The 12563-nt window shown below is 60.9% G+C and carries 14 protein-coding genes and 1 tRNA gene; 6 read left to right on the top strand and 9 right to left on the bottom strand.

Going from position 1 to position 12563, the window contains the following annotated elements:
• Nucleotides 1-298: 298 nt before the first annotated feature.
• Entirely contained in the window at nucleotides 299-439 is a 141-nt protein-coding gene (locus RFM41_RS29150) for a DUF1127 domain-containing protein (protein WP_071031998.1), read from the bottom strand.
• A gap of 50 nt (nucleotides 440-489) precedes the next feature.
• Nucleotides 490-630 (bottom strand): DUF1127 domain-containing protein, encoded by a 141-nt coding sequence (locus tag RFM41_RS29145; protein WP_071031999.1) that lies wholly within the window; start codon nucleotides 628-630, stop codon nucleotides 490-492.
• Nucleotides 631-864: 234 nt separating this feature from the next.
• Between RFM41_RS29145 and RFM41_RS29140 the strand changes: the two genes are divergently transcribed.
• Nucleotides 865-1983 (top strand): DUF2157 domain-containing protein, encoded by a 1119-nt coding sequence (locus RFM41_RS29140; RefSeq protein ID WP_320248641.1) that lies wholly within the window; start codon nucleotides 865-867, stop codon nucleotides 1981-1983.
• Nucleotides 1980-2561, top strand: coding sequence for a GDYXXLXY domain-containing protein (locus tag RFM41_RS29135; protein ID WP_320248643.1), 582 nt, complete (start codon nucleotides 1980-1982; stop codon nucleotides 2559-2561). Before RFM41_RS29140 ends, RFM41_RS29135 begins: the two co-directional genes overlap by 4 nt.
• A gap of 99 nt (nucleotides 2562-2660) precedes the next feature.
• On the opposite strand, the gene RFM41_RS29130 is transcribed toward RFM41_RS29135, so the two are convergent.
• Nucleotides 2661-2745: transfer RNA gene (locus RFM41_RS29130), tRNA-Leu, on the bottom strand.
• A 438-nt stretch (nucleotides 2746-3183) separates the two neighbouring features.
• Here RFM41_RS29130 and tig point away from each other — a divergent pair.
• The 4 genes from tig (at nucleotide 3184) to RFM41_RS29110 (ending at nucleotide 7204) form a co-directional block, all read left to right on the top strand.
• Nucleotides 3184-4674 (top strand): trigger factor, encoded by a 1491-nt coding sequence (gene tig / locus RFM41_RS29125; protein WP_320248645.1) that lies wholly within the window; start codon nucleotides 3184-3186, stop codon nucleotides 4672-4674.
• Nucleotides 4675-4867: 193 nt separating this feature from the next.
• A complete protein-coding gene (locus RFM41_RS29120) occupies nucleotides 4868-5380 on the top strand; it encodes a hypothetical protein (protein WP_320319321.1) in 513 nt (170 codons plus the stop codon).
• A gap of 177 nt (nucleotides 5381-5557) precedes the next feature.
• On the top strand, nucleotides 5558-5938 hold the full coding sequence (locus RFM41_RS29115) for a c-type cytochrome (RefSeq protein ID WP_320248649.1): 381 nt from the start codon (nucleotides 5558-5560) through the stop codon (nucleotides 5936-5938).
• A gap of 447 nt (nucleotides 5939-6385) precedes the next feature.
• The gene (locus tag RFM41_RS29110) at nucleotides 6386-7204 is read left to right on the top strand and encodes a DUF2189 domain-containing protein (RefSeq protein ID WP_320248651.1); all 819 of its coding nucleotides are present in this window, start codon (nucleotides 6386-6388) and stop codon (nucleotides 7202-7204) included.
• Nucleotides 7205-7246: 42 nt separating this feature from the next.
• On the opposite strand, the gene RFM41_RS29105 is transcribed toward RFM41_RS29110, so the two are convergent.
• From RFM41_RS29105 to RFM41_RS29080, 6 genes are all read right to left on the bottom strand, one after another.
• Nucleotides 7247-7720, bottom strand: a complete 474-nt coding sequence (locus tag RFM41_RS29105) for an aminoacyl-tRNA deacylase (protein WP_320248653.1) — start codon at nucleotides 7718-7720, stop codon at nucleotides 7247-7249.
• Nucleotides 7721-7833: 113 nt separating this feature from the next.
• Nucleotides 7834-8220 (bottom strand): cytochrome C oxidase subunit IV family protein, encoded by a 387-nt coding sequence (locus RFM41_RS29100; RefSeq protein WP_320248655.1) that lies wholly within the window; start codon nucleotides 8218-8220, stop codon nucleotides 7834-7836.
• A 9-nt stretch (nucleotides 8221-8229) separates the two neighbouring features.
• Nucleotides 8230-8952 carry a heme-copper oxidase subunit III family protein gene (locus tag RFM41_RS29095; protein ID WP_320248657.1) on the bottom strand — a complete coding sequence of 241 codons (723 nt, stop codon included), beginning with the start codon at nucleotides 8950-8952 and terminating at the stop codon, nucleotides 8230-8232.
• 97 nt (nucleotides 8953-9049) lie between these two features.
• On the bottom strand, nucleotides 9050-9754 hold the full coding sequence (locus RFM41_RS29090; protein ID WP_320248658.1) for a cytochrome c oxidase subunit 3: 705 nt from the start codon (nucleotides 9752-9754) through the stop codon (nucleotides 9050-9052).
• Nucleotides 9751-11526, bottom strand: a complete 1776-nt coding sequence (locus tag RFM41_RS29085) for a cbb3-type cytochrome c oxidase subunit I (protein WP_320248659.1) — start codon at nucleotides 11524-11526, stop codon at nucleotides 9751-9753. Before RFM41_RS29085 ends, RFM41_RS29090 begins: the two co-directional genes overlap by 4 nt.
• A gap of 70 nt (nucleotides 11527-11596) precedes the next feature.
• Entirely contained in the window at nucleotides 11597-12436 is an 840-nt protein-coding gene (locus tag RFM41_RS29080; protein ID WP_320248660.1) for a cytochrome c oxidase subunit II, read from the bottom strand.
• Nucleotides 12437-12563: the final 127 nt, after the last annotated feature.

Below are 12563 nucleotides of genomic sequence, written 5' to 3'. Positions count from 1 at the left end.
GCGGGTGTCGTTTTGGGGGTCGATCCTCGGGAGGAGGTGAAGATCGACCGTATTCGTCATCGCCGGGGAGGAGGTCGGCTCTGACGAAATCTCTTTCGCCTTTTAGGACGAAAAATTCTTTTCGCCTTTTTAGAAGGGCGAAACCTTCGAAGACGAACTACGTTCGCTTCTGGAACAACGCCCGCCGGGGGAGGAGGTCCGGCGGGCGCCGTTTCTGTGGTCAACCCTTGGGAGGAGGTAAGGGTTGGCCGTATCCGCCAGGGTCGGGGAGGAGGTCGACCCTGGCGAAATTCCTTACTTAGATCGCCTTGCGGGCGACCATCTTGATCTCGTCGCGAACGATGCCGAGATCATGGAGCTGGCGGTTCGAAAGCCGACCCAGCTCAGCAACGGTGTCGCGGTAGACGCGCCAGTTGCGATAGCTGCGGATCAGGTTCATTGTCCTACTCTCTTCAAAACTGGTTCGGACCATTTGCGGCCCGAAGCGGATTAGACCGCCTTACGAGCGACGTAGTGGATGTCGCTGCGGCTGATGCCGAGGTCGGTCAGTTCACGGTTCGACAGGCGGCTCAGCTCGGAAACGGTTTCCCGGTAGCGGCGCCAGTTGCGGTAGTTGCGGATCAGGTTCATGGTAGTTCTCGTTTCGTCTTTGGTTCGGATCATTCCGTTTGTGTACGAACAGAAAATAGGTGGGATCGTATCGGTTTAAAAGTGCCGTTGGCGCATGGCAGCAATGCAAATTGTGCAATGCAACATTAACGGCCATTCACGCCCGCGCCACAAAGAAGGCCGAATCGGAAAATGCCGCCACGTCAACGGTTTGGCTGTTCCGGCTAAGGAAATGACCGGGTTCGGGGGAAAAGCATGGCGGGCTATTCGACACGGGTGAGGACGGATATCGCGCGCTGGCGGGAAGCCGGCCTGATTGATCCCGCCACGGCGGAGGCATTGACGCGCGACGTCGCCGCCAACGAGCGCGCTTCACTGAGCTTCGGCTCCATCCTGGCGATGATGGCTGCGCTTCTGTTCGGCGCGGCGATCCTGATTTTCGTTGCCGCCAACTGGGAGGTCATCCCGCGTCTCGTTCGCGTGGCGGCGCTGTTTGCGGTCATCCTCGCCGGCTATGTCGGGGGCGCGGTGCTGAAGACGCGCGACCATGCCGCGATCGGCGAGGCGCTGTGGATCGTCGCCGCCGCAGCCTTCGGTGGCTCGATCGCGCTGATCGGCCAGATGTACCATCTCTCGGGCGACGAGGCCTCGGCGCTGGTGACCTGGTGCGCCGGCACGGCGCTGGCGGCGGTGGCGCTGCGTTCCAATCCGCTAACGGTGGCGGCGGTCGGCATCGCTGATGCCTGGCTGGTCCTCAAGGGTTTCGGCTTCTACTGGCGCGCGGAAATTCCGCATCTCTTCATCGTCATGGCGATCGTCCTGTTCGTCATCTCGTTCTGGACGCGCAGCCGGGCCGCGCGCCACCTCATCGTCCTGTCCGTCATCCTCTATCTGGTTCTGTTGGCGACGGATCACGACACGTTGCCGGTGGCGGTGTCGTTGGCCACCGTATCGGCGCTGCTCTTTGCCGCGGCGGTCCTTGCGGGCGACGCGATCGACAGGATCCTTCAACTGGGCGGCCGGCTGCCCTTGCATGCCTTGCTCGGCTTTCTCACCGGCATGGCGATCATCCAGTTCGACCTGGCGGATGAAAGCACTTACAACAGCGGTTTCGCCGTCGCCTCGGTCGTGGCGTTGGCCGGTATCGTGGCGGCGATCATCCTGGCGGGTCGCGAGAGCAGGGGGCTGCGCTGGCTGGCCTATGCCGGCTTCGCCTTCGAACTCGCCATCATCTATGGCGTCACCTTGCGGTCGATGCTGGATACGGCCGGGTTCTTCCTGGCCGCAGCCGTGCTGCTCGGTATCCTGGCGCTGATCATCATCCGCGTCGAGAAACGCATGAGGGCGCCTGCCGAGACAGGAGCAGCGGCATGACCGGCAAGAAACTCATCATCTCGGCGCTGGTGCTGGCGCTCGTCCAGATCGGCTTCCTCAGCTGGATCATCGCCGGCCGCGCGGCGATCCTGCGCAACGGCAAGGAAGTGCTCCTGAAGGTCGAACCGGTCGATCCGCGCGATCTCCTGCGCGGCGACTACATCTCGTTGAACAACAACATTTCACGCATCCCGGTGAAGCTGATCGCCAACATTCCGCAAGGCGCGTTCTCAAGCGACGACGGCTCGATCACGGTGCGATTGAAGAAGGGCACGGACGGTTACTGGCAGCCGACGGCGGCCTGGCTCGGCAAAGCGCCGGCCACGGCCGCGGCGGACGAGGCGGATATCGCCGGGCATGTCGCTGCGGGCTGGGATCTTCGCAGCCCCGACATGACGATCGCGCCCGACTATGGGATCGACCGCTTCTATCTGCCGGAAGGCGAGGGCATGGCGATCCAGGACGACATGCGCGTGCGGCCGTTCGGCATCAAGCTCGCGCTCGCGGCCGACGGCACGGCACAGATCAAGGCGCTGATGGACGGCGACAAGACGCTGTTCGAGGAGCCGCTTTATTAAGATCGGCGCCGGTCCTCCTTCGCCAAGGCTTCGGAGGACACCTTCGGCTCTTCGAGCCTCAGGTGGTGGCCTGCCATCCGAAGCTCGAAGAGCGAAGGATGGTGCGGATGAAGGGACTCGAACCCCCACGCCTTTCGGCACTGGAACCTAAATCCAGGGCGTCTACCAATTCCGCCACATCCGCGTTCCCCGGCAATCCCATGTAGCCATCATTCTGTCAATGTCAGGGCCCAATCCATGCTTATCCACCAAAGCGCGTCGCGCTGGGGCGGATGAGGCGCTTCAAGCCGTTATTTGGTGCATGCCGTTCGCCCAAAACCGCTGCGCACTTTTGGGCGGCATGCACGGGAAGCGAAGATAGTTGAAAATTAGCCTAGCCTGTGACAAAAGGCGTGTCGAATGTGACGGAACGTGAATTTCCGCTTTTGCAAGATGTGAAAAGTTGTAGGAAAAACAAGAACTTATTCGCATTTTGCAAAGCTTAGTTCAGGGGAATTTGAACCGCATCGGCGGTCAAATCGCCAGGTTCCGTTCCAAAAGCCATTTCCGGCAAGATCATACCGGCAGGCTGTAAACGGTTGGGACCGTTTACCTGTCTCGTTGTTAAAACAAAGGTTCTAGGATGCAGGTCACCGAAACGCTCAACTCCGGTCTCAAGCGCGAGATCAAGATCACCGTGCCGGCCGGTGACATGGAAGCCAAGCTGATGGCGCGGCTGACCGATGCCCGCGACAAGGTGCGCATCAACGGCTTCCGCCCGGGCAAGGTGCCGGTGCAGCATCTGCGCAAGATGTACGGTAAGTCGTTCATGGCCGAGGTCGTCAACGAGATCCTCAACGACTCGACCCGTTCGATCATCTCGGGACGCGGTGAAAAGGCTGCCATGCAGCCCGAAGTGATCATGACCGAGGACGAGAAGGAAGCCGAGAAGATCCTGGCCGGCGGCGCCGATTTCGAATTCAGCCTCAATTACGAGGTCATCCCGGCGATCGAGATCAAGGATTTCTCCGACATCAAGGTGACGCGTCAGGTCTATGACGTGCCGGAATCGGAAGTCGACGACCAGGTCAAGCGCGTTGCCGAATCGGCGCGCAGCTACGAGCCGAAGACCGGCAAGGCCGCCGAAGGCGACCGCGTTAGCATCGACTATGTCGGCAAGATCGGTGGCGAGGCGTTCGCCGGCGGTGCTGGCACCGACCAGCCGCTGGTGCTCGGCTCGAAGGAGTTCATCCCGGGCTTCGAGGACCAGCTGATCGGCACGAAGGCCGGCGACGAGAAGCAGATCACCGTCACCTTCCCGGAAAACTACCAGGCGGCGCATCTGGCCGGCAAGGAAGCTACGTTCGACGTCACCGTCAAGGAAGTGTCGGCACCCGGCGCGCTCGAAGTCAATGACGAGACGGCCAAGAATCTCGGCCTGGAATCGCTCGAGCGCCTGCGCGAGATCGTGCGCGGCCAGCTCGAGAACCAGTTCGGCTCGATGACCCGCCAGAAGGTGAAGCGCCAGCTGCTCGACCAGCTCGACGCATCCTACTCCTTCGAGGCGCCGTCGAAGCTCGTCGAGGCCGAGTTCAACAACATCTGGGCTCAGGTCAACCGCGACCTCGAAGCCGCCGGCCGCACTTTCGCCGACGAAGAGACGACGGAAGAAGAGGCGCGCGCCGAATATATGCGCCTTGCCGAGCGCCGTGTGCGCCTTGGCCTGGTTCTGGCCGAGATCGGCGAGAAGGCCGGCGTCACCGTGTCAGACGAGGAGCTGCAGCGCGGCCTGTTCGAGCAGGTGCGCCGCTTCCCGGCCAACCAGCAGCAGGAAGCCTTCGAGTTCTATCGAGGCAACCCGGAAGCCATCAACACGCTGCGGGCGCCGATCTTCGAGGAGAAGGTCGTCGACTATCTGCTCGGCCAGATTTCGGTCAATGACGTCAAGGTCGGCAAGGACGAGCTGATGGCCGACGACGAAGAGGCCGAAACCGCGACCAAGGCGAAGCCGGCCAAGAAGGCCTCCTCGAAGAAAGCCGAAGCCAAGGCTGAGGCGGGCGAAGCCGCCGCCGAGGCCGAGGAGCCGAAGAAGAAGGCCGCGCCGAAGAAGAAGGCTGCCAAGGAAGCCGAGTAACAGGCTTCAACTCCGCGATTTGAAAAGGCCGCCTCCGGGCGGCCTTTTGCATTAGGAGCTACTTCATTGTGGCGGCGCGGCAACACAGACAACTTGTCTTGATGGTCCGCCGCTGGCGATACCAACCGTTGAATATTATCTGCGTTTCATCGCATTCGCGGGTTGTTTGGAGGCATTGGTGAGGCTGGGGTTCATGATGAGAGACGTGGTAGCCGCCGCGGCGCTCTTGTTTGCCGCAGCAACCGGCGCCGCGCGGGCCGAGCCGGATCTCGGCAATTGGAGCGTCGGCGCCGGCGACGATGGCCAGATCACGGCATCGCTGCACGCCAGCAACAAGCTGATCACCGGGGGTGGGGCGCTGGGCTACAGCCCGGTGCTGACCTTGGCCTGCCGGCCCGACGGCGAACCGCGGTGGAGCGAATGGCTCCAGCTCAACGACGCCGTCTCCGCCAGCCGCAGGATCACCATCTCCGTCATTGTCGATGGCGGCGGCAAGACAGATGAAAGCTGGTCGGTCGGCCCGCGCGGCAGAACGCTGTTCAGGGATGGCGACGACGGCATCAGGCGTCTGGCTTCGGCGAACCGGCTGACGCTGTCCTGGCGCTTCGGCCTGCTGTCGGGCCGTGGCGAGGCCGATTTCGAGCTCGCCGGTCTCTCCGATGCGATCGGCCGGATCGCGGCGAGCTGCAAAACCGATCCGCCGTGAGTCGGCTTGGGACCGCAATCCTTCGCAAAAGTCGCTTTGCTACTCAATGGCTGGATTTTGTGGTATGTAGGTAGCGCAATTCCACCGGGGAGGTACGGATATTTCGCTCTGCCATGAAGGGCGACATGCCGCCTGTGAGCGGCATGTGCCCACGATGACGATCAGGGAGGAAATACCATGCGCGCAATAGCGTTCTTAGCCGTCATGCCCGCTGTCGCTTTCGTCGTCCATCCGTCGCAGGCACAGGATGCCGCAGCAGGCGAGAAGGTCTTCACCAAGTGCAAGGTCTGCCACATTGCCGACCAGGACAAAAATATGGTCGGCCCGTCGCTGAAAGGCGTTATCGGGCGTACTGCCGGCACGCATCCCAATTTCAGCTATTCAGCAGCCATGATAGCAGCCGGAAAATCCGGCATCAAATGGGATGAGCCGACCCTGACGACCTACCTTCACGCCCCCCAGGCGATGGTCAAAGGGACGAAGATGACATTTCCCGGCCTCAAGGACGATAAGGATATAGCCAACGTCATCGCCTACCTGAAGCAGTTCTCCAAGTAACACCGGTCCGTTCAGGCCCATCGGTGGTCATTAAGGCGTGGTGCCGGGCGCCGTCACGACGGTAGCGCACAGAATCCCAACGCCAGCAGAATAATTATCCCAAGGCCGAGTATGAGCAGCGTCCGCGTGTCCATGACGTTCGCCTTCGACCGGGCGCATGAAACCGAAAACCGGGATCGATTTCCGCCGTCATGCACCAATCAAAGTGGTGCTGCACCCTTGTGCGCCACCAAAGGCGCGCGACGCTGTATGAGAATACCGAAAAAAGGTGCCTGGGACCAGCACGCCGTTCTGACAGGCCACCGCACCGCTTCGATGAAAGGCGACAAATCGGGCACAAGGGAGTATGTTGACCATGGTGCAGGTCGCGGTTTGCGTGGCCAGCCACGTAGAGCGGTAGCACTGTGAAATCCGCGACCTTGCCGGACCTGATTTGGAGGAACGGCCATGGCAAGCTTTCACGTGATTGCGGGTGCCAGCGAAACGCTGGAGCATACCAAGGTCAGGAAAATCAGCGTTTCTGATCTTTTCGATGCGCTCAGGCGCGGTGTCGACGACTTTATGGTCAAACCCTCGCACGTCGTGTTTCTGTGCATGATCTATCCGCTCGTCGGGGTGGTGCTCGCCACCTGGACATCGGGTGCAAACACGCTTCCGTTGCTATTTCCGCTGGTGTCGGGGTTCGCGCTGATCGGTCCACTCGCCGCGATCGGCCTCTACGAGATCAGCCGCAGACGGGAAGCCGGGCTCGATGCATCCTGGCGGCACGCATTCGAGGTCAGGCACTCTCCGGCGCTGCCGTCCATCGCGGCGGTCGGGATCATGCTGTTTGCAATCTTCATCACGTGGCTTTTGACCGCCAAGGTCTTCTACGAACATCTGTTCGGTCCCGAGCCGCCGGCGTCCCTGTCCAGCTTCATTGCACAGATATTCGCCACGGGACGTGGCTGGACGCTGATCGTGCTGGGTCACGCAATCGGCTTCGTGTTCGCAGCGGTCGTGTTGTGCACAACCGTGGTCGCTTTCCCGCTGTTGCTCGATCGAGACGTTGGTGCCTATGAAGCCATCCACACTTCGGTGCGCGTGGTCCTGGCTAACCCGATAGTGATGGCCGTCTGGGGACTTATCGTCGCCGTTGGGCTGATCATCGGTTCGGTGCCCGTGTTCGCAGGACTCGCGGTCGTGTTGCCAATCCTCGGCCATGCGACTTGGCATGTATACCGTAAGGTCGTTGAGCCGCCGCCATCATCACCGCCGGCAACTTGAGAAAGTTGTGTCAGATCGTCGTGCCGCCACGACCCCGGTTTCTCAAAAGGCCGGATGGCTGAAGCGGGCGACCCGCGCCCCTTGCAGCAGGTTGCGGAAGTCATCGCTTTTGACGTGCACCAGCGTCTTGTGGTCGCCGGCCTCGAAGTAGACGTCGCCGTCCGCGCCGAAGCTCTCGTCAAGAACGACCGGCACGTCGTAGGCGGCACCCACCGGGGGTACAGCACCGATATCGCAGTCGCTGAACAACTGGCTGACCTCATCTTCCGAGGCGAGGCCGAGCCGCCTGTCTATGACATCCTGCAGCGTGTTGAGTTCGACCCGGTGGTTGCTTGGCACTACCGCCAGCGTATAGCCCGTCTCATGGTGAACCACCACGGACTTCGCGAGTCTGCGGCTTGGCACATGCGCCGCCTGCGCCGTCTGGCTGCTGGTCGCGGTGCGATGGTGGGCAACGGTATCGTAGTTGATGCCCTTGCCGGCAATATAGTCCTTGAGCCTCCTTGCAATCGTCATCGTAGGCGCCTTTCTATCGGGGTGACGCGTCAGAGAACGAGACCGCTATTGTCCTCTCATCATTTTTCCTGTCAACGAAGAACGCGAGCCGGCTAGCGTAAACGGCGAGCCGATTACGGTCCCATGCCAAATGACAGGACGCGGGTAAGTTCGGTGTAGTCAGATTCGAGCACCATGATCGTAACAAAGACCAGGATCAGCAGTGGGGGCACCAGGATCGCATAGGCAAGCGCTAGCCGCTCCCACGCCATATGCATGAACACGGCCACGATCAGCCCGGCCTTGAGCATCATGAACGTAACGATCAGGCCCCACCTGAGAAGTCCCTGGAGGCCGAAGTAGTCGATGCTGTAGGAGCCGGCGCTGAGGATGAACAACCAGGCCCATACGACGAGATAAAGCTTGATCGGGTGCTGCTGACCTTCGGCATGTGTCACTGTGGTCGCCGGGGCGATGACATTTCCATGCAGCCCGTGATCCTGCGCTTCCGCCTGTGCCATCGCTCCACCTCACCAAAGATAGAAGAACGCGAAGATAAACACCCACACCAGATCAACGAAGTGCCAGTACAACCCCAAGATCTCGACGCTCTCGTATTGGCCGCGACGACTGGTGAAGAACCCGCGCGCGCCGGTTTCGAAGTCGCCGCGCCATACCTTTCGCGCGGTGATCAACAGGAAGATCACGCCGATCGTGACATGGGTGCCGTGGAACCCGGTGATCATGAAGAAGGATGAGCCGAACTGCACGGCGCCCCACGGATTCGTCCAAGGGCGCACGCCCTCGGTGATAAGCTTGGTCCATTCGAAAGCCTGCATGCTCACGAAGGTCGCACCGAGAGCGGCAGTGAGCAGCATGAAGACTGCAGTCTTCCTGCGTTCATGCCGGTAGCCGAAGTTGACGGCCATCGCCATCGTGCCGCTGGAGGATATGAGCACGAAGGTCATGATGGCGATCAGGATCAGCGGAATGTCCTTGCCGAACAAATGCAGCGCGAAAACCTCGCTGGGATTGGGCCATGGCACTGTCGTCGACATGCGTGCCGTCATGTAGGACAGCAGGAAGCAGCCAAAAATGAAGGTGTCGCTGAGCAGAAAGATCCACATCATGGCCTTTGCCCAGGAGACGTTCTTGAACGCCCTCTGGTCGGAAGACCAGTCAGCGGCGATGCCGCGCAGGCCAGGTGGCCGCGAAACGGGACGATTGCCATGTCCCAGCGTGGTCTCGGTCATCCGCTTTTCCTTCCAAAGCTCAACCGGATTGCCGCCATTTCTGACGGATTCGTGCATCAAAACCACATTCGCAGCGCCGCGCGTTCAACGCGGCGCCCTAGGTCAGGAGTCCGCGACAAATATCGATCAGATCAGCCGCCCATCCCATGAGCACCGAGAAGAGCGCCAGCCAGACCACGAGCAGGACATGCCAGTACATCGCGCAGAGTTCGGTCGACAGAACCAACCCTTCTGATCGGGAGCCTTGCCATGCGCGGACGTTGACCCGGCCGAGCGCGACCAGCCCGCCGACGATGTGAAGGCCATGCATCGCCGTGAGGAGATAAAAGAAGCTGGCGGCCGGGTTCGAGGTTGCGAAATAGCCCTGCGCCGCGAAATCGCGCCAGGCCAGCAATTGTCCTGCCAGAAAGCCGGCGGAGGCGAGGGCGCAGGTGAGAAGGGCGAGCCGCAGATTGCCGATCTGCCTTTTATGAGCAGCGGAGACCGCGCCCTGAAGCGCCACGCTCGCCCAACCCAGCATCGCCGTGTTGAGCCACAGCACCCTGGGCACGGGAGCCGGCTGCCAGTCGCTATAGACCATGCGCATGAAGTAGGCGCTGATGAGCAGTGCGAACAACGTGCCGACCACCGCGAGGAACACGCCAAGGCCGATCTTGGCCGGGTGCATGAGTGGCGCTTCCGTCCCGGGAAAGGCCGTCACCGGACCGGCCTCAAGCCAGGGTTTGGACATCAACCGCTGGCGCGATAGCCACCAGCCGGCCACCGCGGCTACAAGTGCGAGGAAGATCACAATCGCGCTCATGTGCTGCCGCCTTGGGTGATCGGGCGCGGATCGTTCTGTGGGATGAAGTCCTCCGGGGCGCCGGGTACGCTATAGTCGTAGGCCCAGCGATATACGACTGGCAGCTCCTTGCCGAAATTGCCGTGCGGGGGCGGCGTGCCTGCAGTCTGCCACTCCAGTGTCGTTGCCCGCCATGGGTTGTTGCCGGCCTCACGGCCGTGGCGGATGCTCCAGAGGAGGTTGAAGAGGAACACCATCTGGGCCATGCCAACGGTCAGTGCGGCAATGGTGATAAACTGGTTGAGCGTATGCACCGACGGAGGGACAAAGGCAGTCTCGCCGATCTCGGGGTAACGCCTTGGTACGCCGACCAACCCGACATAATGCATGGGGAAGAAGATCAGATAGGCGCCGAGGAAGGTTACCCAGAAATGGAAACGTCCCATCGTTTCGTTGAGCATCCGGCCGGTGATCTTGGGGTACCAATGATAGATTGCGCCGAAGACGACGAGGACGGGTGCCACGCCCATTACCATGTGGAAGTGCGCGACCACGAACATCGTCTGCGCCAGCGGCACGTCGACCACCACGTTGCCAAGGAACAGGCCGCTCAATCCGCCATTGATGAAGGTGACGATGAAGGCGAGCGCAAACAGCATCGGAATGGTCAGATGGATGTCGCCGCGCCACAGCGTCAGCACCCAGTTGTAGACCTTGATGGCGGTTGGGATTGCGATGATCAGGGTGGTGGTGGCGAAGAAGAAGCCGAAATAGGGGTGCATGCCTGAGACATACATGTGGTGCGCCCAGACCACGAAGCTGAGGGCTCCTATGGCAATGATGGCCCAGACCATCATGCGATAGCCGAAGATGTTCTTGCGGGCATGGGTGCTGATGAGGTCGGAGACGATACCGAAGGCGGGCAGCGCCACGATGTAGACCTCAGGATGGCCGAAGAACCAGAAAAGGTGCTGGAACATGATCGGGCTGCCGCCGTCATGCGGTAGCGGAGTTGCGCCCATCTCGACGATCGCCGGCATGAAGAAGCTCGATCCGATCAACCGGTCGAACAACATCATGACGCACGCAACGAAGAGCGCGGGGAAGGCAAGCAGGGCCATGACCGTAGCCGTGAAAATGCCCCAGACTGTCAACGGCAAGCGCATCAGCGTCATGCCGCGCGTGCGGCCCTGAAGCACGGTAACGACATAGTTCAGACCGCCCATGGTGAAGCCGATGATGAACAGGATGAGGGAAACAAGCATCAGGATGATGCCCCAATCCGTTCCGCCGGGCGTGCCTGAGGTGATGGCCTGCGGGGGATAGAGCGTCCATCCCGCACCGGTCGGGCCGCCGGGCGCGAAGAAGCTGCCGACCAGCACCAGAACAGCAAGCAGGTAGACCCAGTAGCTCAGCATGTTGACATAGGGAAACACCATGTCGCGCGCGCCGACCATCAAGGGGATCAGGTAGTTGCCGAAACCGCCGAGGAAGAGCGCGGTCAGGAGATAGATCACCATGATCATGCCGTGCATGGTCATGAACTGATAGTACATGTCAGGCGTGATCGCGGTGAACGTCTCGGGGAAACCAAGCTTCAGGCGCATTAGCCAAGACAGTACGAGCGCGACGAGGCCGATGGCGGAGGCCGTGCCGGCGTATTGAATGGCGATGACCTTGGCGTCCTGTGAAAAGACGTATTTCGTCCACCAGCTGTGCGGATGATAGAGCTCGACCTCAGGCACTTCCGCTACCGGAATGAGGCCTGCTCCATGAGGCGCGACGTCAACCATCTCTACACCTCTTCGTTCGTTTCAGTCTTTCCTGCGAGGCGACTCCTGCGCCGTCTCGCCAATGCCTTTCCTAGTTGGCCTGCACCGTTACCGGGACCATCAGCGCGCCTGTCTTGGCGGGCGCCGACAGTTGGGCAAAAGTCGATTGTTGCTGGAGCCAGGCCTGGTAGTCCTGTTCGGAATCGACCTTCACGACGCCACGCATGAAGGCGTGGCCAACGCCGCAAAGCTGGGAGCAAAGGATTTCGAATGTTCCGGTCCTGGTCGGAGTGAACCAGAAATAGGTGACCATGCCCGGCACCATGTCCATCTTGGCGCGGAATTCCGGAATGTAGAAATCGTGGATCACGTCGATTGAGCGCAGCAGGACCTTGACCGGTTTGCCGACGGGCAGGTGCAGGTCGGCCGCCACGACCAGGATATCGTCCTGGCCGTTCGGATCCTGCGGATTGAGGCCGAGCGGATCGTCGGGGCTGATAAAGCGTGCGTTTGTCGTTCCAAGCTTGCCGTCCTTGCCCGGCAAGCGGAAGCTCCATTGCCATTGCTGCGCAAAGACCTCGATCTCGGTCGCGTTCTTGGGGACAGTGACGAACTGGGCCCACACGAACAGGCCGGGTGCGAGCAATGACGCGACGCCAATGGCGGTGAACACGGTCAGCCAGGTTTCAAGCTTCCTGCTTTCGGGTTCGTACGCGGCCTCCCGTCCCTCCCTGTGCCGGAAGCGGAAAATGCAATAGGCCATAAACAGGACGACGGCAGAGAAGACTGTCCCGGTGATCCAGAAAGTGATGACAAGGGTGTTGTCGATATAGCCCCAGTTGGAGGCTATCGGCGTTGACCACCAAGGGCTCAGCACATGGAACAGGACCGAGCCTACGACAATCAGAACGAGTACGAGCGCTACCGCCATCGTCCGTTCCTCCGGCATCCTGAGGGACGCTGTCCCGCAGGAAGAACCGCGTACATAATAGCTCAATTTGTCGCTGGAATTCCAGAGCCGACTGTCTTTTGAGGAAAAGTCGTCGCCCGCGGCTGGC

Source organism: Mesorhizobium vachelliae (assembly GCF_033977325.1).
In the GTDB taxonomy this organism is placed as follows: Bacteria; Pseudomonadota; Alphaproteobacteria; order Rhizobiales; family Rhizobiaceae; genus Mesorhizobium; species Mesorhizobium vachelliae.
Note: the sequence above shows the minus strand (reverse complement) of the source record. Positions and strands in the feature narration are given on the sequence as shown.

Excerpts from the sequence above, each read along its gene's own strand:
- RFM41_RS29150 (WP_071031998.1), bottom strand. The coding sequence starts at position 439 with ATGAACCTGATCCGCAGCTATCGCAACTGGCGCGTCTACCGCGACACC.
- RFM41_RS29145 (WP_071031999.1), bottom strand. The coding sequence starts at position 630 with ATGAACCTGATCCGCAACTACCGCAACTGGCGCCGCTACCGGGAAACC.
- RFM41_RS29140 (WP_320248641.1), top strand. The coding sequence starts at position 865 with ATGGCGGGCTATTCGACACGGGTGAGGACGGATATCGCGCGCTGGCGG.
- RFM41_RS29135 (WP_320248643.1), top strand. The coding sequence starts at position 1,980 with ATGACCGGCAAGAAACTCATCATCTCGGCGCTGGTGCTGGCGCTCGTC.
- tig (WP_320248645.1), top strand. The coding sequence starts at position 3,184 with ATGCAGGTCACCGAAACGCTCAACTCCGGTCTCAAGCGCGAGATCAAG.
- RFM41_RS29120 (WP_320319321.1), top strand. The coding sequence starts at position 4,868 with ATGATGAGAGACGTGGTAGCCGCCGCGGCGCTCTTGTTTGCCGCAGCA.
- RFM41_RS29115 (WP_320248649.1), top strand. The coding sequence starts at position 5,558 with ATGCGCGCAATAGCGTTCTTAGCCGTCATGCCCGCTGTCGCTTTCGTC.
- RFM41_RS29110 (WP_320248651.1), top strand. The coding sequence starts at position 6,386 with ATGGCAAGCTTTCACGTGATTGCGGGTGCCAGCGAAACGCTGGAGCAT.
- RFM41_RS29105 (WP_320248653.1), bottom strand. The coding sequence starts at position 7,720 with ATGACGATTGCAAGGAGGCTCAAGGACTATATTGCCGGCAAGGGCATC.
- RFM41_RS29100 (WP_320248655.1), bottom strand. The coding sequence starts at position 8,220 with ATGGCACAGGCGGAAGCGCAGGATCACGGGCTGCATGGAAATGTCATC.
- RFM41_RS29095 (WP_320248657.1), bottom strand. The coding sequence starts at position 8,952 with ATGACCGAGACCACGCTGGGACATGGCAATCGTCCCGTTTCGCGGCCA.
- RFM41_RS29090 (WP_320248658.1), bottom strand. The coding sequence starts at position 9,754 with ATGAGCGCGATTGTGATCTTCCTCGCACTTGTAGCCGCGGTGGCCGGC.
- RFM41_RS29085 (WP_320248659.1), bottom strand. The coding sequence starts at position 11,526 with ATGGTTGACGTCGCGCCTCATGGAGCAGGCCTCATTCCGGTAGCGGAA.
- RFM41_RS29080 (WP_320248660.1), bottom strand. The coding sequence starts at position 12,436 with ATGGCGGTAGCGCTCGTACTCGTTCTGATTGTCGTAGGCTCGGTCCTG.